The 19,122-nt window shown below is 64.7% G+C and carries 17 protein-coding genes; 5 read left to right on the top strand and 12 right to left on the bottom strand.

The window, feature by feature from the left end; translation table 11 throughout:
• The first annotated feature begins 19 nt into the window (after nucleotides 1-19).
• A complete protein-coding gene (locus tag N911_RS0107450; protein ID WP_029895809.1) occupies nucleotides 20-730 on the top strand; it encodes a phosphoribosyltransferase in 711 nt (236 codons plus the stop codon).
• 317 nt (nucleotides 731-1,047) lie between these two features.
• On the opposite strand, the gene N911_RS0107440 is transcribed toward N911_RS0107450, so the two are convergent.
• Nucleotides 1,048-1,803: a sulfite exporter TauE/SafE family protein gene (locus N911_RS0107440; RefSeq protein WP_161781604.1), complete on the bottom strand. Its 756-nt coding sequence runs from the start codon at nucleotides 1,801-1,803 to the stop codon at nucleotides 1,048-1,050.
• 204 nt (nucleotides 1,804-2,007) lie between these two features.
• On the opposite strand from N911_RS0107440, the gene N911_RS0107435 reads away from it, so the two are divergent.
• Complete coding sequence (locus N911_RS0107435) at nucleotides 2,008-2,340, top strand: hypothetical protein (protein ID WP_029895804.1); 333 nt, start codon at nucleotides 2,008-2,010, stop codon at nucleotides 2,338-2,340.
• Between the two features lie 148 nt (nucleotides 2,341-2,488).
• Here the strand turns inward: N911_RS0107435 and N911_RS0107430 are convergent, their stop codons facing one another.
• The 9 genes from N911_RS0107430 to N911_RS0107390 form a co-directional block, all read right to left on the bottom strand.
• The gene (locus N911_RS0107430) at nucleotides 2,489-3,760 is read right to left on the bottom strand and encodes a radical SAM protein (protein WP_029895802.1); all 1,272 of its coding nucleotides are present in this window, start codon (nucleotides 3,758-3,760) and stop codon (nucleotides 2,489-2,491) included.
• A gap of 10 nt (nucleotides 3,761-3,770) precedes the next feature.
• Nucleotides 3,771-5,147: a nitrogenase component 1 gene (locus tag N911_RS0107425; protein WP_029895801.1), complete on the bottom strand. Its 1,377-nt coding sequence runs from the start codon at nucleotides 5,145-5,147 to the stop codon at nucleotides 3,771-3,773.
• The gene (gene nifE, locus N911_RS0107420) at nucleotides 5,144-6,523 is read right to left on the bottom strand and encodes a nitrogenase iron-molybdenum cofactor biosynthesis protein NifE (RefSeq protein ID WP_029895799.1); all 1,380 of its coding nucleotides are present in this window, start codon (nucleotides 6,521-6,523) and stop codon (nucleotides 5,144-5,146) included. The genes N911_RS0107425 and nifE overlap by 4 nt, the downstream gene beginning before the upstream one ends.
• Before the next feature lie 620 nt (nucleotides 6,524-7,143).
• Nucleotides 7,144-8,220 (bottom strand): HprK-related kinase B, encoded by a 1,077-nt coding sequence (locus N911_RS0107415; protein WP_029895797.1) that lies wholly within the window; start codon nucleotides 8,218-8,220, stop codon nucleotides 7,144-7,146.
• The gene (locus N911_RS0107410) at nucleotides 8,217-9,095 is read right to left on the bottom strand and encodes a GAK system ATP-grasp enzyme (RefSeq protein WP_029895795.1); all 879 of its coding nucleotides are present in this window, start codon (nucleotides 9,093-9,095) and stop codon (nucleotides 8,217-8,219) included. Before N911_RS0107410 ends, N911_RS0107415 begins: the two co-directional genes overlap by 4 nt.
• 153 nt (nucleotides 9,096-9,248) lie before the next feature.
• A complete protein-coding gene (locus tag N911_RS0107405) occupies nucleotides 9,249-10,883 on the bottom strand; it encodes a phosphate signaling complex PhoU family protein (protein ID WP_029895794.1) in 1,635 nt (544 codons plus the stop codon).
• Between the two features lie 3 nt (nucleotides 10,884-10,886).
• Nucleotides 10,887-11,168, bottom strand: a complete 282-nt coding sequence (locus N911_RS16725; RefSeq protein WP_035104506.1) for an amphi-Trp domain-containing protein — start codon at nucleotides 11,166-11,168, stop codon at nucleotides 10,887-10,889.
• 13 nt (nucleotides 11,169-11,181) lie between these two features.
• A complete protein-coding gene (locus tag N911_RS0107395) occupies nucleotides 11,182-12,366 on the bottom strand; it encodes a hypothetical protein (protein ID WP_202593859.1) in 1,185 nt (394 codons plus the stop codon).
• Between the two features lie 72 nt (nucleotides 12,367-12,438).
• Nucleotides 12,439-13,083: a GAK system XXXCH domain-containing protein gene (locus tag N911_RS0107390; RefSeq protein WP_029895787.1), complete on the bottom strand. Its 645-nt coding sequence runs from the start codon at nucleotides 13,081-13,083 to the stop codon at nucleotides 12,439-12,441.
• Between the two features lie 240 nt (nucleotides 13,084-13,323).
• On the opposite strand from N911_RS0107390, the gene aroL reads away from it, so the two are divergent.
• Nucleotides 13,324-13,959, top strand: coding sequence for a shikimate kinase AroL (gene aroL, locus N911_RS0107385; protein ID WP_029895786.1), 636 nt, complete (start codon nucleotides 13,324-13,326; stop codon nucleotides 13,957-13,959).
• 325 nt (nucleotides 13,960-14,284) lie between these two features.
• Here aroL and N911_RS0107380 read toward each other — a convergent pair whose 3' ends face one another.
• Complete coding sequence (locus tag N911_RS0107380) at nucleotides 14,285-15,145, bottom strand: 4Fe-4S ferredoxin (RefSeq protein ID WP_035104503.1); 861 nt, start codon at nucleotides 15,143-15,145, stop codon at nucleotides 14,285-14,287.
• A gap of 125 nt (nucleotides 15,146-15,270) precedes the next feature.
• The gene (locus N911_RS0107375; RefSeq protein WP_051694051.1) at nucleotides 15,271-16,515 is read right to left on the bottom strand and encodes a PhoH family protein; all 1,245 of its coding nucleotides are present in this window, start codon (nucleotides 16,513-16,515) and stop codon (nucleotides 15,271-15,273) included.
• Between the two features lie 373 nt (nucleotides 16,516-16,888).
• Here N911_RS0107375 and N911_RS0107370 point away from each other — a divergent pair, with 373 nt between their 5' ends.
• Entirely contained in the window at nucleotides 16,889-17,539 is a 651-nt protein-coding gene (locus N911_RS0107370; protein ID WP_029895779.1) for a peroxiredoxin, read from the top strand.
• A 212-nt stretch (nucleotides 17,540-17,751) separates the two neighbouring features.
• Nucleotides 17,752-18,600: an IS5 family transposase gene (locus tag N911_RS17960; protein ID WP_081859091.1), complete on the top strand. Its 849-nt coding sequence runs from the start codon at nucleotides 17,752-17,754 to the stop codon at nucleotides 18,598-18,600.
• Nucleotides 18,601-19,122 lie beyond the last annotated feature (522 nt).

Raw genomic sequence — 19,122 nt, 5'->3', positions numbered from 1 at the left:
CCGGCGAGCTGGAGGCGGCATGGCGGAAGTGCACGAGTGCGAGGGCCTGCGCGACAGGGAAGGCGTTTTCGAGGACAGGTGGGACGCGGCCGAGCGGCTGGCGGCCATGCTGGCCCCCCATTACGAGGGCAGCGACCAAGCCATTATCCTGGCCATTCCGGCGGGCGGCGTGCCCGTGGGGCTGGTGCTGGCCCGGCGGCTGGACCTGCCCCTGGACCTGCTGCTGGTGCGCAAGCTCAAGATTCCCGGCAACACCGAGGCGGGCTTCGCGGCCACGGGGCTGGACGGAAACATCTTCTACAATCGCGAGTTGATGGCCCGGCTTGGGCTGGGCGAGCACGACGAAGAGGTGGAGCGGGAGCGCGAGGCCGTCATGGAGGACCTGCGGGAGCGCAACCTGGCCTTCCGGGGCGGCGAGGGCTTCCCCGACGTCTCCGGCAAGACCTGCATCCTGGCGGACGACGGCCTGGCCTCCGGGTTCACCATGCGCGCCGGGGTCAACGCCGTGCGCAAGCAGGGCGCGGCCCGGGTGGTGGTGGCCGTGCCCACCTCGCCCTGGCGGACCATCGAATGGCTGCGGGGCGAGGCGGACGAGGTCTACTGCGCCAACGTGCGCACCTCCTGGACCTTCGCCGTGGCCTCGGCCTACCGCCAGTGGCGCGACCTGGAGCGCCCGGAGGTCATGGAGATGCTGCGCCGCCACCGCGCGGGCAAGCCTGACCGCCCTTGACTGCGGGGCTGGAATGCTTACATGGAAAGTGAAGGCGAAAAGGTGGAACCCCAACAGGAGGACGAACCCGTTAAGCCGTTCATGATCATACGGACCCCGAAGCCGAGGGTGCGATGACCCGGCGGGCCACAACGCCCCGAGGAACGAGCGAAGAGGGCCATGGCGGACGATCCGCCGGTTGACCCAGGGCATCGAGAGAACCACCGGTCGGGCTTTCGGGACGCTCCCGGAACGCGGCGAGGGCCGCTGACACGGAGAGCAGACAGATGAAACCGCGCTACCCGCTCCAGGGTGACGCGGTTTCGTCGTTCATGGCCTCAGCCCCCGGCCACGACCCGCCAGCCCAGCCTGGCCGCCAGCAGCAGCAGGACCCCGGCGAAGATGACGTGGATAAGCCGGGTGTTGAGCTTGGCGGACATGACCCGCGAACCGATCTGCCCGCCCGCGAAGGCCAGCACGGCGGCGGGCAGGATGAAGGACCAGTTCACGCTGGCCTGGGCAGCGTACCCCAGAAAGCCGAACAGGGACGAAAAGCAGACGATGAAGGTGGAGGAGGCGGCCGCCGCCTTGGTCTCCACGCCCACCAGAAAGATGAGCAGCGGCACCACGAAGACCCCGCCGCCGATGCCCAGCAGCCCGGCCAGAAGCCCGATGGCCGCCCCCACCAGCACGCCGGAGGCCGCCTTGCCCATGCGCCGTCCGCCCTCGGGCCGCTTGATGGCCTTCGGCCCCAGCAGCATGCGGACCGCGGCCAGCACCAGCACCACGGCCATGACCCCCATGAAGAGGTCCATCTCCACCCGCTGATTGAGCCAGGAGCCAAGCGGCGCGGCCAGGCTGGAGGAGACGATGAGGGGAATGGCCAGGCGGAAGTCCACCATGCCCTTGCGGCCGTAGACCCAGGCGGCCGAGGCCGCGGCCACCAGGTTGAGGAACAGCGAGGCGGACGCGGCCTGGGCCTTGCCCATGCCCGCCAGGACGAACACCGGGGAGAAGATGAGCCCGCCGCCCAGCCCCACCATGGTCAGGACCAGGGCGGCGGCGAAGACGACCGGCAGGAGCAGCGCGTACATGGCCGGCAACATGGCACAGGCGCCTGAGCGCGTCCAGGTGCCTCGCAAAATTGTAAATCACTACCGGAATACTCTTCAATTTTGTGGCCTGGGATGGCCCGTCGGCTCCCGGTCAATCCCCATTTCCTCTCCGTTGCGGGGGTTTTCGAATGTGGCACGGTTCATGGAGGGAATATGGCATCAACCCCCAACGGGAGGTGCGCCATGGAACCGGCCATCGACATCGGCAGAGTCAATTCCCCGCCCCTTGGGCGCGCGGGCAAAGCCGGGCCGCGCATGGTCCGCGTGGAGCTGCGCGACGTGACCCTCTCCGCCCGGGCCCGGGCCACCATCGGGGACGCCTTTCTCCAGATATCCCGCCGCTACGGCGTCCCCTACGAGCGGCTCAAGCGGGCCGTCAGCGGGCGCATCTGGGTCAACCTGGAGCGCGACACCCTCAACTTCCGTTTTGAAGTGCCCGAACTGGAAGCGGACATGCTCCTGACCATCCCCGGCGAACACTGGGACTACCGGTTCGCCTCACCCAGCCAGCACTGACGGACGACGATCGACACAGGCAGGCATACTGCAAAGCCCCCGGGAGCGCCCCACTCCCGGGGGCTTTTTCATGGTCGAACAGTGGGGAAGCGGGGAGGTTGCCCTCCCCGCGTGTGGATGTGCCGGGTTGACCCTCTGGTCATCCCCCTCAGCACCCCTCCCCCGTGCCGGAGCAGGCTTGGCCGCAGACTGTTTCGCGGCGTTTGCGGAGTTTGGAGAGGTCTTCGCTGCCGTAGACCGCCCGCAGGCCCTGCTCGATGAAGCCCTCCATCTCCACCGGGTATGGGCCGCGTTCCTCGAACAGCGCCCTGGGCCCGGGGCCGATGCCGGAGACCAGCACGGCCCGGCAGTCGCGCAGCAGGTCGGAGAGGGTCAGCCAGCGGCGGTCGCCGCCGCCCGGGGGCGGGGCGTGGCGTTCGTCGATCTTGGCGAAGCTTCCCTCCTCGTTCTGGCCATAGATGTGGAATACCTTCGTCTCGCCCAGGTGCAGGTTGACCAGCATGCCTTCGCGCGTGGCCACGGCCACGTTGGGGCAGGAGGCGTCCGGCCCGGCCGCGTCCTTCTTTTCCGAGCACTTGCTCAGGCAGGAGGCGAACTCCTCGGAGCGGTCGGAGTCAAGCAGCCCCACCGCGTCGGAGCGGCAGCGGCGGCAGTGGCGCATCTGCGGCAGGTGGACCTGGGCGCGGCCCCTGGCCTCGTCCACCTCCTTGCCCGTAGGCGCGGCGCGGTCGGCGAAGGGGGTGTCCGCCGTGGGGATGAGGGCCATGACGTTGAGCATGTCCACGCCCAGCTCCCGCATGACGCGGGCGATGTCCTCCACGTGGTGGTCGTTCAGCCCCGGCGTGAGGATGGTGTTGACCTTGACCTTGACGCCCCGCTCCTTGAGCCCGGCGATGGCCTCCCGCTGGCGGCCCAGCAGCAGTTCCGCCGCGGCCCGGCCCTGGTAGGTCACCTTGCCGTCGCGCACCCAGCGGTAGAACTTCTCGCCCACCTCCGGGTCCACGGCGTTGACCGTGATGGTCATGTGGCTGATGCCCGCCTCCTTGATTTCGTCCAGATGGAAGGGCACGGCCAGCCCGTTGGAGGAGACGCAGAAAAGCATCTGCGGGTGGGCCGCGCGGATGCGGGAGATGGTCTCCAGCGTCTTGTCCGCGTTGGCGAAGGGATCGCCCGGCCCGGCGATGCCCGCCACGGTGATGCGCGGCTCGCGGGCCAGGATCTCGTCCATGTAGCCCGCCGCCTGGGCCGGGGAGAGCACGGCCGAGGTCACGCCCGGGCGGGACTCGCTGACGCAGTCGTACTTGCGGTTGCAGTAGTTGCACATGATGTTGCAGCGCGGGGCCACGGGCAGGTGGACGCGGCCGCAGGAGCCCTTGGCCCGGACGTTGAAGCAGGGGTGGCGGTCTTCGGCGTGCTGCATGGCTCTCTCCCTAGATGTAGCCGTAGCCGATGTCGGAGTCGGCCTGTTTCTTTTCGATGACGGTGTTGACGATGCGGTCGAAGAGGTCCTGCGTTCCGGCGTAGCCCAGGTGGCGCACGCGTTGGGAGCCGAACCGGTCGTGGATGGGGAAGCCGCAGCGGATGAGCGGCGCGTCCAGCTCACGGGACAGCACCCGGTAGCCCTTGGAGTTGCCGATGAGCAGGTCCGGGTTCAGTTCCCGCGCCTGCTCCGTGATCTCCGCGAAATCCACCTTGGCGAAGACCTTCGGCGGCTCGGGCAGGATGCCATCGGTGACGTCCCGCACCGCCCGCTCCAGGTTGCCGGAGGAGCCGCCCGAGGCCACCAGCACCGGCTTCACACCGATCTCCGCCAAAAAGGAGGTCAGGGCCACGCACATGTCCTCCTCGCCGAAGACCACGGCCCGCTTGCCGGAAAGGTACTTGTGGCCGTCCACCATGGCGTCCACCAGCCGCCCCCGGGCCAACTCGTGCCGCCGGGGCAGAGGGCGGCCGGAAAGCTCCTCCAGCGTCTCCATGAAGGCGTCGGTCTCGCGCAGGCCGATGGGCAGGCCCAGGGAGCGCAGCGGCGTGCCGAAGCGTTCCGCCAGCACGCCCCCGGCGCTCCTGGCCGGGTCCAGCACGCGGCCGAACTCGATGGAGGCCGGGGCCGCGCCCATGGAGCGGATTCGCGACACCGGGCAGCCGCCCTCGGGAATCTTGCGGTAGTCCTCCAGGGCCGGGCCGTCCAAGGTTTCGGAGATGTCCGGCAGGATGGCCGCCGTAAGGCCGAAGTCCTCAAGCAGCCGCTTGAGGTGGCGGATGTCCTCGGGCGAGACCAGGCCGGGGAAAAGGTTGATCCGCCCGGTGGGCTCCCCGTCACCCGCCAGCTGATCCACGGCCGCGCGCACCGCGCCGTGGAAGCCGTCCATGTGCGAGCCGGAGTAGGACGGCGTGGAGACATGGATCAGTTCCGGCAGGTCCAGGTCGCCGGCGAACTCCTTGCGGAACTCGTGCAGGATCATGGACACGTCGTCGCCGATGGTCTCCGTGAGGCAGGTGGAGGCCACGCCGATGGCCCGCGCACCGTACTTCTTTATGACGTTGATCAGCCCCAGCTTGAGGTTGGGGCCGCCGCCGTACACCGCGTGCTTCTCCCCCAAGGCGGAGGAGGCGATGTCCATGGGCTCGCGGAAGTGGGAGATGATGTAGCGCCGCATGTAGGTGGCGCAGCCCTGGGAGCCGTGCAGAAACGGCACGCAGGACTCGATGCCCGCGAAGGCCATGGCCGCGCCCAGGGGAGCGCACATCTTGCACGCGTTGGTGGTGGAGACGAAATTGGGCCGCTTGGCCTTGGGGGTGGCGGTCATGAGGCCTCCTTCATGGCCGGGGCCTTCAGGGAGCCCCGGCGGCGCGGGGTGAAGCCCCACACCGGACTGGTCACTGTGCGGTGAATCTCGCGGGCGAAGTTGATCATGCCCGCGAAGCCCTCCAGGGCCTCCTTGCGCTCGTGGTTGTGGTCGCAGAAGCCCACCCCCAGCTTGTAGGCGATGGGCCGCTCCTTGACCCCGCCCACGAACACGTCCACGTCCTTCTCCTTGATGAAGGCGGACAGCTCCAGGGGGTTGGCGTCGTCCACCACGATTGTGTCCGGGTCGGTGATGCGGGCCAGCTCCCGGTAGTCCTCCTCGGTGCCGGTCTGCGAGCCCACCACCGCCACCTTCATGCCCAGGTGGCGAAAGCACTTGACCAGGGAGAACGCCTTGAAGGCTCCGCCCACGTAGACGGCCGCCTTCTTGCCCTCCAGGTCGCGGCGGAACTCCTGCAACTGGGGGTACAGCGTCTCCAACTCCTCCCGCACCAAGTCGCGGGCCCGGCCGGGCATTTCCGGGTCGCGGTCCTTGAAGTGGTCGGCCACGTCGTACAAGGCCTGGGCCATGTCCTCGATGCCGAAGTACGACACGCGCATGTGCGGCGTGCCGTACTTCTCCTCCATCATGGCGGCCAAATCCATGGTGGCCCCGGAACACTGCACCACGTTCAGCGCCGCCCCGTGCGCCCGGGACAGCTCGTCCACCCGCCCGTCGCCGGTGATGGTGGCCGTCACCTCCACCCCCATGCGGCGATAGTACTCGCGGATGATCCAGATCTCCCCGGCCAAGTTGAAGTCGCCCAGAATGTTCAGCGACAGCGGCGGCACCTCCGAGGTGTCCCCCGTGCCCACCAGCCGCATCATGGCCTTGCAGGCCGCCTCGTACCCGGCCCGCTTGTTGCCCCTGAACCCCTCGGACTGCACCGGAATGACCGGAATACCCGTGTCACGCGACACGCGCCGGGCCACGGCCTCCAGATCATCCCCGATGATGCCCACGATGCAGGTGGAATAAATGAACGCCGCCCTGGGGCCGTGCTCCGCGATCAGCTCCCGCAGCGCCGCCTCCAGCTTGGGCTCGCCCCCGAACACCACGTCCTTCTCCTGCAAGTCAGTGGAGAACGACAAACGGTGCAGCTCCGGCCCCGACGACAACGCCCCCCGGATGTCCCAGGTGTAGGCCGCGCAGCCGATGGGCCCGTGCACCAGGTGCAAGGCGTCCGCGATGGGGTACAGCACCACCCGCGAACCGCAGAACACGCAGGCCCGCTGCGACACCGCCCCGGCCAGCGAGTCTTTGTTGCAGGCTATGGTGAAGGCATCCCCGCCCGTCCTGGCGATCTGCCCTTCCCGCTCCTCGAAAATAGAATCCATGCGATCCTCCAATCACGTCGTGTCTGACAGAAAGACCAAGGCAAGGAACGTTCCATGTGGAGATGCAGCTGAAATGATGTGTTTTCTCGATTTCCCAAGGTGAACGAAACCGGGAAAACCTTCAAAAGTGTACGGAGTAAACCCACCATTTTGTGGGATTGGGAGGGGGGAGGAAGATTTCGCCCTTCGGGCGACCAGGGGGCTACGCGCCCCCTGGACCCTGCGGCAAACTACCTTTGCATGTGTATCGCGTGTTGGCGCGTGGTGGTTCGCGAAAGTGTGAACCCCGGCGAACTTGCGATTGCGGGGCTTTGGAAGTCGGTACAATCGCGCCCTGGCCGTTTGGCTGGCGATGTGTTCAACGCGAAATTGGGCTGCGGTCCCCCGGCTACCAACTGCCCGTCCCCAGCCCCCGAGCGAAGCGAGCGACAATAGGTTTAAGAAGGGGAGGGAGAGGGAGAAAAACCTCCTTTTAAAGGGTTTTTCCTCCCTCTCCCACTGCCCTGAAGTTTCACCCCGGCAGCCACCTTCCACTCCCCACCTTCCGCAACAAATCAGGCGGCGCGCGGGACAAACCCCGCGCGCCGCCTGACTTGCCTGTTTCGTGCAATCGGGAAGGCCTAGGCCTTCTTCAGGAAATCCACACAGAAGTCGGCGGCCTTATCGAAGTCCACGCCGCCGGAGAGTTCGAAGACCGGGCAGTCCCGCAGGAGTTGGATGTAGGCGTTATCGGACATGTCGCGGTGGCGGGTTCTTTCGTCCCATTCGAAGAAGAGGCCGAGCTCCTTCATGAAGGCGGGCATGAGGTCGCGCCGTTCGGACAGGTCCACCTCCTTAATGCGCAGGGTGGAGCCGTCGCGTTGCCAGTTGAGGAGGACGAGGGCGCGCATGGGGCAGGAGAGGGTGAACTTGTCCTCGCCGAAACATTCCTCGATGAGGGCGTCGTACTTGTGCTCCAGGTCCCAGAGCTGTTCCGGGGGGAGCTGTTCGAATCGCTCGCGCTCGGCTTCAGGGATGACCGGGCGGAGGGATTCGTTGTGCAGCACGGTGCCGGGGTTGACCCTGGGCATCTTGGGGACGCCATGCATCATCAGCCCGCCGTCCGAGGGCTCCACCATCACGCGGTCATTGGAGACGAAGTCGGTGCCCTGGCACATGATGTTCAGGGCCAGGGTGGATTTGCCCATGCCCGCGAATCCGGCCATGTTCAGCCCCTTGCCGCGCAGGGCCACGCCCGAGGCGTGGAAGAGCAGGGAGCCGCGCTTGATGAGCCGTTCGATGAAGCGGTTGTTGATGAAGTTGATGACCTGGTTGTCGTTTTCGATGCAGGGCCCCATTGCCGCCTGGGTATCGCCGGCCAGGAAGAAAACCATGCCGGTGAGGCGCTTGCGGATGATGCGCCCGTCGTCCAGGTCGAGGTACTCTTCCTTGATCTTGGTCTTGCCGGGCTCGGGCTGCTTGACGGTGTAGTCCAGTCCCAGGTCCAGGACGGGGCGCTGGATGGCCGTGACCTCGATGTCCGGTTCGCCTCCGGAGGCCAGGAAGCTCTGGAAGTAGCCGCCAAGCTTTTCCAGCAGTTCGCCGGAGTTGGAGTGGACGTCGATGCGCACGTCGCCGAAGAGCAGGCGCAGGCGGCCCACGGGCGGGTGCTGTTCCAGGTAGGGGAGGGCCAGGGCGTGGACGGAACCGGTGCTCATGGGATGCGCTCCAGGACGAAGTCGACGTAGCGGGCCGCGGCGTCTATCCGATTGGCTTCCAGCAGGCCCCGGAAGCCCCCGAAGGCGGACACCTCGTAGATTTTGGGGCCGTCGGGCGTTTCCACCACGTCCACGCAGGTGAAGGCCATGTCGAAAAGGTCCTGGGCCGCGCGGGCCAGGTCGACGATCTCTTTGGAGGGCTCCTGGGCCACGTATTTGCCCCCGGCGCGGGTGGTGGTGTTCCAGGAGTCGCCCGAGCCCTGCCGGGCGTAGGTGGCTAGGTACTCGCCGCCCAGGAAGGTCACGCCCAGGTCCAGGCCTGGGTGCCGCACCATCTGCTGGATGTACATGACCGGGTTGCCCTGGGCCTTGTAGTCCTCGATGTTTTCGCGCAACTCGTCACACGGCTCCAGCACGGTCATGCCGCGCGCCTTGGTGGAAAAGAGGGGCTTGAAAACCGCCCGGCCGTACTCCTCCACCGCCTCCATGGCGGCGTCGGTGTCCTCGGTGATGACGGTGGGGGGCATGGGCATGCCGCCGTTGCGCAGCCCCACGGTGCAGGAAAGGCGGTCGATGAGCTTCATGATGCTTGAGGCCTTGGAAAAGACGGGCACGCCGCACCGCTGCTCCACGAAGCGCAGTATTTCCAGGCGGTCCAGCACGGACGGGGTGTAGCTGGGGGCGATCTTCTTGATGATGATGGCGTCCATTTCGCCCAGGTCGTGCCCTTGGTAGAGCGCCCTGCAGGAGTCCAGGTCCAGGCGCACCCGCTCCATGTCCACCAGCAGGCGGAACCCGGTTTTGGCCTCCACGGCGTCGGCCAGCTTTTCCGAGGACCAGCCCCCGGGTATGCCCACTACGGCGATCTTCTTCATTCCTGCCCCCTCGCGCCGGCCGGGACGCTGTCCGCACCCGGTCCGTCCCGCCCGCCCCCGCCTGGTGAGGAAGCGGCGGGTACGTGCGGGTCATGCGGTTTCATGGTCTGGCGAATGGTTTGCCTGGTTCGTGGTTTCGTCGGCATCCGGCCGCTAGAAGTAGTAGAGCACCTGCAGCGGCAGTCTGAAGTCCTCCAGCGGCTTGTTCCCCGCGGCCACCAGCTGCTCCAGCAGGTAGACGCCGCGCAGGTGCATGGCTCTGGCGAACTTGTGGTTCAATTCGAAGCGGGTGGAGGTCAGGAAGGAGCGGATGAGCCCCAGGCACAGCCTGGCCTCGAAGGTGGTGTCGCCCCGCCGCCTGGCGAAGTCCCTGGTGAAGGAGAAGAACCGCCTGACGATGGCCTCGATGCGGTCGCGGGCCTGGCGGTCGAAGATGGGCAGGCGGAAGTTGGAGACCAGAAAGACCGAGACGTCCTGCAGGTAGTCCGTTTGCCTGGAACGGTGCAGGTCGATGTAGTGGATGCGCTGCGCGGCGTGGTCGTAGACGATGTTGTTGATGTTGAAGTCGCCGTGGATAAAGACGGAGAAGGGGGCGTCAATCTGGCTGGAGATGGACTTGGCCTCGCCCAGCAGCCCTTGCAGGGGAGGGATGGTCACGCCGCCGATGCGGCGCACCGGAGTGTCGAACTCCGGGTAGAGGCGCAGCGTGTCGTTCAGCCGCGACAGGCACTGGCCGATGTAGTCCACGTTCACGGGCTCGGGCTGGAGGGTGTCCTCCCACAGCTCGTTGAGGGTCTGCTCCAGCAGGTCCATGGCCTCGTAGAGGTATTTGTCCTCGGCCTGCAGCACCAGATCCTGCAGGGTGCAGCCGCCGAGGAACTCGATGAGCAGGGAGGCGGAGGAGCCCTCCTCGCGCAGGGCCACCACCTTGGGCGGCAAGCCGGGCATGATCTCGTGCCATTTCTCGATGTTGTCCCGTTCCTGGATGAGCTTGCGGCGCTCGCCCTCCTTGAAGATGACGCCCTGGGAGTCGGGATCGCCCCCCTCGGGGCTGCCAACGCGGCCGATGCGGCAGCCCGAGCGCGTGCCCCAGATGGAATGGAACTCCACGTCGGAGATGGGCACCTCGCGCCCGGCCGCGGCCAGGGTGTCGCGCAGGGCGTTGTACTGGCGGATTTTGAACTTCTCGCCCAGGATGTAGAAGATGACCGCCTCGCCCACGTTGAGCAGCGCGTCGCCGATGCGCTCCAGGTAGCGAAAGATGAACAGCGTGGTGACCAGGTTTCCCGTCTCCATGCCGGAGCGCAGCTCGTCGAGGATGCGGTCGAACTGCTTCTTGTAGCGCGAGTCAAGGGAGGATTCCGTGAGGCAGATCTGGAAGGCCAGGGACATGTCCGGCTTGAAGAGCGCGTCGTACACCATGTCCAGGGCGTCGCGTATCTCCCCGAAGAAGGGGGAGTACTCGTAGCGGTTCAGGAATTCCGGGTCGGTCAGGTAGTTGGTCTGTTCCACAATGTTCACGGCGTGGTCGGCCAGCCGTTCCAGGTTGTTGGCGATGATGTGGGCCGCCCGCAGCCTGTCCTGGCCCCGCTTGTCCAGGTTTTCGCCGTGGATGCGCGAGAAGCAGGTGTTCTCGATGACGCTTTTCATGTTGTCCACGTAGGAGTCGCGGCTGGTGACTTTTTCCACCGCCTTGTCCGACGGGCTCTCCAGGGCCAGCAGGGTGTTCTCCATCTGCTTGCCCACTTCCAGGAGCATGAAGCGCAGGTTCTGCTCGATCTCCTGCATCCCCTAGGCCTCGCTCCCCGAACGTATCTCGAATTCGTCCTCGTTTTCGCATTCCTGGTCCCGCTCCTTCCAGCCGAAGCTCAGTTTCACCTTGCGGCGGCTGCCCTTGAGCTTGGCCTCCACGTTGAACCCCACCAGGCCGCAGGGCTTGAAGACAAGCTCCTCCCCCTCGCGGGCGAAGGTCAGCTCTCCTTTGCGGAACCCGTCGGCCAGGGCGTCCAGGTAGCGGGTGATGGTCTCCACGTCCTGCACGGACTCGTACTTGAATTCGTTGTCGTCGCTCACGTCGTCCTCTCGCTCAGCCGAGGCGCTCGGCGTATTCGTCCATGACCTGCTGGCGGGACACGCCGCACAGGATGAGGCTCTTGCGCACGATGAGGTCGTCCCAGGCGGGCTGCAGTCCTATCTCCCGGGCGACCTTCTCCTTGTCCTGAAATTCCGGGTCCTTGACCTTTTCGCTCATGTGGCAGTCGTCGCCCATGAAGATGAGCAGGGGCCGCTCGGCCCGGCCGCAGTATTCGTTCTGGCGGTTCACCGCCCGGATGAGGAACTCGGTGTACTCCATGGACTGCGGGTTCCAGACCTCGATGCCATCCACGTCGTAGTCCGCCAGCAGGATGGGCCAGAACTGCTCCGGGTGGGGGATGACGATACCCGCGCCCAGGCTGCGGGCCTCCTCGATGATCTCCGTGGCCCGGTAGAAGTACTGCAGGGAGAACTCCGCCTTGACCAGCTTCTTGATCGCCTTGAGGTAGACCTGGGCGTGGTTGATCAGGGTTTCGTCGTACTCCGCCCGCAACTCGTCGAAGAAATTGCGCAGCAGCTTGTTCTTGATGGACCCCTTGGGCACCCGGCTCCAGTTGTCCTCCAGCATGCGCTGGATCTTGCCCACGTACAGCCCGGTGAAGGCCACCACGTCCGCCTCGGTGTTGGTCTGGCGGGCGGCCTTCTGGCGCACGACCTCCTTGTCCGGGGAGGTGACGGCGTGCATGAAGTCGAACAGCTGCGAGGAGCGGTACTTGAAGGTGTGGTTCAGCATGGCCTTGAGCATGCTGGCCTGGTTGGGCCCCTCCACCCGGTCCCGCCGGAAGTGCAGCAGAAGCTGCACCTTGCGGTTGAAACCGGAGGAGTAGCAGTCCACCTCAACCCCGGCGTAGTCATCCCACCACAGCAATTCGTTGTGCTGGGTGGGAATGATCAACTCGTGCCGCTTGTTGGGATAAATGGCCTCCACCCGCCGCCGGATGGTGTCCATGGGCACGAACTCGGGGTGCCAGTGGACGGCCAGGACGTTCTCCTGCTTGGGATGCGTCTGGCTGGGCACGGCCACCCGGTCCAGCTGCTCCTGGGTGAGGTCCGTGGAGATGATGCGAAAGAATATCTCCTCGTCGGCCTCCGTGACCTCGGGCGGTATGGCGTCCAGATCAACCGTGACGCACCGCTCCCCCTGCGGTCTCAACTTGACTGCTTCCATCGGGCTCATGGCTACCACTCCATTGTTACGGCCGGGTTGCGGCCGGGTCCGGACGCGAACTTCCCCGCCGCGCGTCCGCCTTCACTTGTACTTGTCGTGGCACTGTTTCTTCAACTCCTCAAGCCGGGCCGCAGCCTGCCTGGTTTCCTCCACCCCGCCTGACTCCATGGCGCGGCGAAACACGTCCATGGCGCGGCGGTTCACGTCGTAGTACTCCTCGCCCTCGTCGGGGTAGGTAAGCATCAGGTCGAAGTCGTCCATGAACTTGGAGGCGATGCCCGGGTCGGGAAAAACCCCGCCCTCCAGCGCCTCGAGGATGGCCTTCCAGTCCTTCTTCATGCCCTTCTTCAGGCTGGTGTACTTGGGCTTGCCGTCGCCCTTGGCCAGCGCCCGACGCTCCGCCGCCGGCTCGCTCTCGTCATCTTCGTCCGCGTCGCCCTCGGCCTCGCGGCGGGCCTTGGCCTCTTCCGGCGTCAGGCCGCAGACGCAGCCTTCCACGCCGCAGGAACACACCAAGGCCTCGGGCTCGTATTTCATGGACACCGAAACGAAATAGGAATCGCCGGATTCCTTGAGACTGACCTTGAGCTTGTTGATGGAGGCGAACTCCACTGGATGCTCACCGAGAGTCAAGTTGCCCGACTCGAGCCCGTCGGCCACGTTGCGCAGCACGTCCCCCACGGCGGAACGGGGGACCGCGAATTCCATCTTCGTCTTGTTGGACATCTGATGCCTCCCTGTATCTTGGCGTCCCGCAAGGGGCGCGCTGTTGGCGAATCGCGCCGCCGGGGATTCCAACCGCCGGGAGCGCGTCAACCTGTATACCACATCAGTCGAGAAAATCACCAGTTTCCTCCGTGAACGGCGTCCGCCACATTGCCGTAACACGCGCGGGAAAGCCACTTGCCATCTCCCCCGCGCCGATGCATCCTCCACACTGCCCGAAGCAACCGCCAGGAGGACCACATGGCCCGCAACGTTCGCCCCAAAGACGCCGTAATGAAAAAACACTCTGTGCGGGACGAAAACCTGACCATGGTCTATTCCGCCAGCGGGCGCGCAACCAACCCCAACCTGGAAGCCGCTCCGCCGAAAAACGTCTTCCTGGTCGGTCTGCGCGGCTCCGGAAAATCCACCATCGCCCGCCTGGCCGCGGAGAACCTGGGCAAGACCTTCGTGGACACCGACGCCCGCGTGGTGGAAAAAGCCGGACGCCCCATCGCCGAAATCGTGGCCGAACAGGGCTGGGACGCCTTCCGACAGATCGAACACGACACCCTGGCCGAAATCTGCAGCGACTCCGGCCAGATCGTGGCCACCGGCGGCGGCATCGTCCTGCGCGAAGACAACCGCGGACTCCTCCGCCAAAACGGCAGGACCTACTACCTCCTGGCCGACCTCAAGACCCTCGCCGACCGCCTGGAAGCACACCCCCAGTCCGACCAGCGGCCCCCCCTCACCGAACTCGCCCCCGAAGAAGAACTCCGCCAGACCCTCAACGAACGCGAACCCCTCTACTACCAGGTTATCGACGGCATCCTCCAAGCCTCCAGGACGCCGGAAGAGATTGTGGAGGACCTGAAAGAGAAGTTGCGTTTGTAGGAAGAGGGAAAGAAGGGAGAGAGGGAAGGTTTCGCCCTGCGGGCGACCAGGGCCTGCGCGGCCCTGGACCCTCGGCAAACTAACTTTGCATGTGTGTTCGCGTGTTGGCGAGTGGTGGCGCGCGGCAAGGAAGCACCCCGGCGAACGCGCGATTGCGGGAATTCTAGGCTGGTACAATCCCGCCCGCCTGACCGTTTGGCTTCAGGTGCGTTCAACGCGGAATTGGGCTGCGTTCCCTCGGGCCACCACATGCCCGCACCCCCCGCACCCGAGCCGGCCAACCAGCATTCCCTGATTCCCACGACGGATTGCGGTTCAGGCCGCCTCAACCGCTCTTGTTTTTCTTTACCCCGGGAAAACCGTCGGCGCAGGGGACGCCCGCCTGGCAGAGGCCGCAGGAGGAGACGCGGACGCCGAGCTGGCGGTGTTCCACGTGGAGGGCGGTGGTGCCCCGGATGTAGGCGCGGCATTTTTCCTTGTCGTGGCCGTGTTCGGAGATGGCCCCCGCGGGGCAGCGTTTGGCGCAGGCGCGGCAGCGGTTCTTGGTGAAATGGAGGCAGTGGGCGTGGTGGTCGGTCCAGGGGCGGGGCGAGGCCGGCAGGTCCACCCTGGCCACCACGGAGCCCACCCGGTGAGCCTTGCCCACGGGGGTGATGAGGGCGTCGCACAGGCCGAAGGTGCCGTGCCCCGCCATGAAGGCGGCGTGCCGTTCGGACCAGCGGGAGGCGTACTGGTACTTGTCGCTGTATTCCCGCTGGAATTCCGGCGACAGGGCCGGGGCGCAGGCGGCCACGTCCCAGGAGGCCAGGGCGTTGACCATGTGGCGTCGCAGGGCCTCGTTGATGGCCTCGCCGTGCAGCCGCACCATGCTCCATTCCGGGGCCGGGAATTCCTTCCGCTTGGCCTGGGCCGCCTTGGTGGCCCCCGTCTGCGGCAGCACCCAGGAGATGACGCGCAGGTCGGCGCCTTCGGCCGGGTCGTCCGGGAAGGCGTTGGCGAAGGCTTCCTCCGGGGTCCAGAAGAACTCGCCGATGTCTTTCTTGAGGAAGTCCCAGAGCGGGTCGTCGCCCCTGGCGAAGCCCACCAGCGGCGGGTCGAAGGCGGGTTCGTCCCGTCCCGGCGCCAGCCGGTTGGCGGAGGAGTCGGTGAAGGCCTCTATGAGGCGCCGGACACTTGCCGAGTCCATGGTTCCTTGTAACCCGGCGTAGGAAAAATGTCAGCCTGCGGCATGTTATAATGCAACCTGTGTGATTGAAAAAAGCCGCCCCGGCTTGAACCGGGGCGGCTTGGGAAGGCGGATGCGCGGGCGGCCTACAGGCCGTTTTTGATGACCAGGTCGGTGATGGGCCCCCGGGACTTTTCGCCCTTGAGCACCAGGTGGGCGTAGTTGTCCGAGCCCTTGAACTTCTTCACCACCCAGTTCAGGCCGTTGTTCTCCTGGTTCAGGTAGGGGTTGTCCACCTGCCGGGTGTCGCCCAGGCAGAAGCACTTCACCCCTTCGCCCATGCGGGAGAGCAGGGCACGGCACTCGGAGCGGGACATGTTCTGCATCTCGTCGATGATGACCACGGAGTGCTCGATGGTCATGCCCCGGATGTAGGCCATGGGCAGCAACTCGAACTTCTTGGGGTCGAACTGCGGGGGGTAGGTGTCGGCCGAGTGGAAAAGCCGGTTGGCCGGGCGGGTCTGGTGGAGCTTCATCACCAGATCGGTGACGTACTTGGTGTACGGCTCCATCTTCTCCTCCACCCGTCCGGGCAGGTAGCCCAGCTTCTGGCCAATCTCTATCATGGGTTTGACCACGTAGATCTTGCCGTGGCTCTTCTTCTCCAGGGAGAGGTGCAGGGCGGCGGCCAGGGCCAGGAAGGACTTGCCGTAGCCCGCCTCGGACTGCACGGAGACGAGGTCTATGCCCGGGTTGGTCATCAGCTCCAGGGCCAGGTTCTGGTACACGTTGCGCGGCGTGATGTTCCAGACCTTGTGCTGGTAGGAGATGACCTTCTCCCCCTCCGGCCCGTTGAACACCGGCCTGCCCTCGTCCCAGCGGAAGCTGTTGGCGATGGGCAGGTCCTCCGGCCCCAGAAATCCCGTGAAGTACTCCGCGTCCGACTTGAAGGGCACGGAGTCCTTGTAGTTCTCCGAGGAAATGCCCTGGGCGTCGGCCTGCAGCTGCAGAATGCGGTCGTTGGTCACCAGGATGGGCTGGTCCAGGCCGGACTCGGCGATTTCCTCCAGGATGAAGTTGTCCACGTGGCTCTGGAAGCTCTCGGCGATGCGGCCCGGCTTGAGCACGGTGTACGCGTCCGGGTTCTCCGCCAGGATCTTCACCACCTTGGTCACGATGTGGCCCAGGCGGGGGTCCTTCTTGAGCTTATTCAGCTCCAGGAGCACGTGGTAGGGGATGAAGACGTCGTTCTCCACCCCGTTTCGCAGTTGCAGCAGCGCCCCGGGGTCCTCCAGCAGGACGTTGGTGTCGACGACGAACTTCTTCTTGGCGGGGGATTGGGCCTTGGCGGCGGAACCGCCCTCGATCACGTAGGGGGTATTGGCTTGCATTCTCTCCATCCGGTTCGGAGATCTTCCCTTACCGAGTATCCGGCGGCCACGATTTTGGCAAGCCCGGGTCACGGGCATGAACCGGTAAATTATACCGCCAGTCAAGGCTCGGGAACTGTTTCAGACGATTGTCGCCCCGGAGAGCGCGCCTGGACGGGCGCGGCGGGGAGAAGATGGGGTGCGGGTTCAATTCCGGCGTTACCTTTGGCTGCCTCGGCCGGGCGAAGTCTCCGGCCACCACGTCATACCTACCCCCGCACCGTGACGATTCCGTGTCGCCCGGACAATCCCCCCGGACTTGACGCGCTGCAGGCCGCCGAATATCAAAATAGGCTGAGAAATCCCGATTCCCAACCCCTTCAGGAGCATCATCATGAGTTGCGGCAAGGAACACCATCACGGCCACGAACACGGACACCACCCCATCCAACACGCCAAGGTCGGCAAGCCCATCGAACACTTCGAAATGAAGGTATTCGACCCCGAGGAGGGATTCTTCGCCGACTTCTCCTCGGAAAAGACCCTGGCCGAGGGCAAGTGGATCGTCCTCGTCTTCTACCCCGCCGACTTCACCTTCGTCTGTCCCACCGAGCTGGCGGACCTCGCGGAAAAACACGAGGAACTGAAGAAACTCGGCTGCGAGCTGGTCTCCGTGTCCACCGACACCGAGTTCACCCACATGGCCTGGAAAAACGACGAGCGCCTGCTGCAGAACGTACGCTACAAGATGGGCGCAGACCCCACGGGCAAGGTCTCCCGCTACTTCGGCGTGTACGACTGCGACACCGGCCTGGCCCTGCGCGGCACCTTCATCATCAACCCCGAAGGCATGCTCGTGGGTTCCGAAACCACCTACTACAACGTGGGCCGCAATGCCGACGAACTCGTGCGGAAAATGCAGGCCAATACCTACCTCAAGGAAAACCCCAACGAGGCCTGCCCGGCCAAATGGACCCCGGGCGAAAAAACCCTCACCCCCTCCGAAATCCAGGTCGGCAAGGTCTACGAATCCCTCAACGAGTAGTGATTTAAAAGACCAGGGCTGAAAAGCCGCCCCTCCGGGCTTTAAGCTAGGAGGGGCGGCTTTTTGTGTGGCAAGATGCAGATGAAGATTTCGTCCTGCGGGCGACCAGGGCCTGCGCGGCCCTGGTCGTCCGCAGCAAACCAAAGAACTTATCCGTAAATAAATAGACTAAACTGAACAGTTCGAGCATTCTCCTCAAAAGAGGAGGACGCATGGGAAAGCGAGTTCAATCTTGGGAAGTTTCTGATGAATTCTGGGCTATTGTCGAGCCGCACATTCCTGTACCTCAACATGATACCACGAGGAAATACAAGCGAAAACCAGGGGGCGGTGGAAAGCCTCTCCCGCCTCGGAGAGTTTTTGAGGCCATCGTATATGTTTTGCGCACTGGGATTCAATGGAAGGCCTTACCCAAAGAAGTGTTTGGGAGCCCAAGCTCTATCCATGCCTATTTCAGAAAGTGGGAAAAGCAAGGCTTTTTTCTGTCGCTTTGGCAAGCAGGTCTCGCTGAATATGATGAAATGATGGGGATTGCTTGGGAATGGCAAGCCGTTGACGGGGGTGCGCTTAAAGCACCTTTGGCCTGTGAGGCGGGTGGCAGAAATCCGACAGACCGGGGAAAAAAAGGTTCCAAACGCCACATTCTTGTGGACGAGCGTGGCGTCCCGTTGTCGATCGTTGTAACAGGCGCAAATCGACATGATGTATCCCAGTTGGAGAATGTGTTGAAAGGCAAAGTCGTGGGCGGGCCTTTCGAGCCAGAGGTGGTAGATAACCTCTGTGCCGATGCAGGCTACACCGGCGACAACGCACGGCAAGTAATTGAGAACGCAGGGTATCTCCCCCATGTTCGGCCGCGTGGTGAAGAGATCGCAGAGAAGGAACGCAACCCTGAATTCAAGCCACGAAGGTGGGTTGTAGAAGTGAGCCTGTCTTGGCTTAATCGCTTCAGGAAGCTTCTGGTCAGGTTTGAAAAGCTGCATTCAGCTCATTTGGCATTAACCCATTTGGCGGCCGCCATCATCATCGCTCTGAGAAAGACAGGAATTATTTACGGATAAGTTCTAAGTTTGCATGTGTAACGCGTGTTGGTGCGAGATGGTATCGCGGTCAAGGAACATCCCGGCGCACTGGCGACCGTGGAGCGCGCCTACCCGGTACAACCACGCCCCGGCCGTTTGGCCGCAAATGCGCTGAACGCTGAATTGGGCTGCCGTCTCCCGGCGCCCGCCGCGTGCCCTGAACTTGCACCCCGGCCAACCACCATCCACCCCCCTTGCTCCCCTCGCTTCCTCTTCCCTTTTTCCTTCCCAATCCATATTTTCCTGGCCATGAGGCATTTTCTGTACAGCGAGATTGGGAATGGCGAGCCGGGGTCGGCGTTTTTTCATGTTTTGCCCGCGCCGTTGGAGGCCACGGTGAGCTACGGCGCGGGGACGGCCCGGGGGCCGGAGGCGATTCTGGCGGCTTCGGGGAGTTGGAGTTGTTTTTGGACCCCGACCTGGGCAGTCCGGGCGAGCGGGGGGTGTGGACGTCGGATGGCTTGTGCGCTCCCGGGGATTCGCCCGAGGGGGCGTTGCCCC

The sequence above is a fragment of the Desulfohalovibrio reitneri genome, assembly GCF_000711295.1.
GTDB classification, from domain to species: Bacteria; Desulfobacterota; Desulfovibrionia; order Desulfovibrionales; family Desulfovibrionaceae; genus Desulfohalovibrio; species Desulfohalovibrio reitneri.
This window is presented reverse-complemented; position numbering and strand designations above follow the sequence as displayed.

Excerpts from the sequence above, each read along its gene's own strand:
- aroL (WP_029895786.1), top strand. The coding sequence starts at position 13,324 with ATGGCCCGCAACGTTCGCCCCAAAGACGCCGTAATGAAAAAACACTCT.
- N911_RS0107430 (WP_029895802.1), bottom strand. The coding sequence starts at position 3,760 with ATGCAGCACGCCGAAGACCGCCACCCCTGCTTCAACGTCCGGGCCAAG.
- nifE (WP_029895799.1), bottom strand. The coding sequence starts at position 6,523 with ATGGATTCTATTTTCGAGGAGCGGGAAGGGCAGATCGCCAGGACGGGC.
- N911_RS0107425 (WP_029895801.1), bottom strand. The coding sequence starts at position 5,147 with ATGACCGCCACCCCCAAGGCCAAGCGGCCCAATTTCGTCTCCACCACC.
- N911_RS0107390 (WP_029895787.1), bottom strand. The coding sequence starts at position 13,083 with ATGTCCAACAAGACGAAGATGGAATTCGCGGTCCCCCGTTCCGCCGTG.
- N911_RS0107370 (WP_029895779.1), top strand. The coding sequence starts at position 16,889 with ATGAGTTGCGGCAAGGAACACCATCACGGCCACGAACACGGACACCAC.
- N911_RS0107415 (WP_029895797.1), bottom strand. The coding sequence starts at position 8,220 with ATGAGCACCGGTTCCGTCCACGCCCTGGCCCTCCCCTACCTGGAACAG.
- N911_RS17960 (WP_081859091.1), top strand. The coding sequence starts at position 17,752 with ATGGGAAAGCGAGTTCAATCTTGGGAAGTTTCTGATGAATTCTGGGCT.
- N911_RS0107375 (WP_051694051.1), bottom strand. The coding sequence starts at position 16,515 with ATGCAAGCCAATACCCCCTACGTGATCGAGGGCGGTTCCGCCGCCAAG.
- N911_RS0107450 (WP_029895809.1), top strand. The coding sequence starts at position 20 with ATGGCGGAAGTGCACGAGTGCGAGGGCCTGCGCGACAGGGAAGGCGTT.
- N911_RS0107435 (WP_029895804.1), top strand. The coding sequence starts at position 2,008 with ATGGAACCGGCCATCGACATCGGCAGAGTCAATTCCCCGCCCCTTGGG.
- N911_RS0107395 (WP_202593859.1), bottom strand. The coding sequence starts at position 12,366 with ATGAGCCCGATGGAAGCAGTCAAGTTGAGACCGCAGGGGGAGCGGTGC.
- N911_RS0107410 (WP_029895795.1), bottom strand. The coding sequence starts at position 9,095 with ATGAAGAAGATCGCCGTAGTGGGCATACCCGGGGGCTGGTCCTCGGAA.
- N911_RS0107405 (WP_029895794.1), bottom strand. The coding sequence starts at position 10,883 with ATGCAGGAGATCGAGCAGAACCTGCGCTTCATGCTCCTGGAAGTGGGC.
- N911_RS0107440 (WP_161781604.1), bottom strand. The coding sequence starts at position 1,803 with ATGTACGCGCTGCTCCTGCCGGTCGTCTTCGCCGCCGCCCTGGTCCTG.
- N911_RS0107380 (WP_035104503.1), bottom strand. The coding sequence starts at position 15,145 with ATGGACTCGGCAAGTGTCCGGCGCCTCATAGAGGCCTTCACCGACTCC.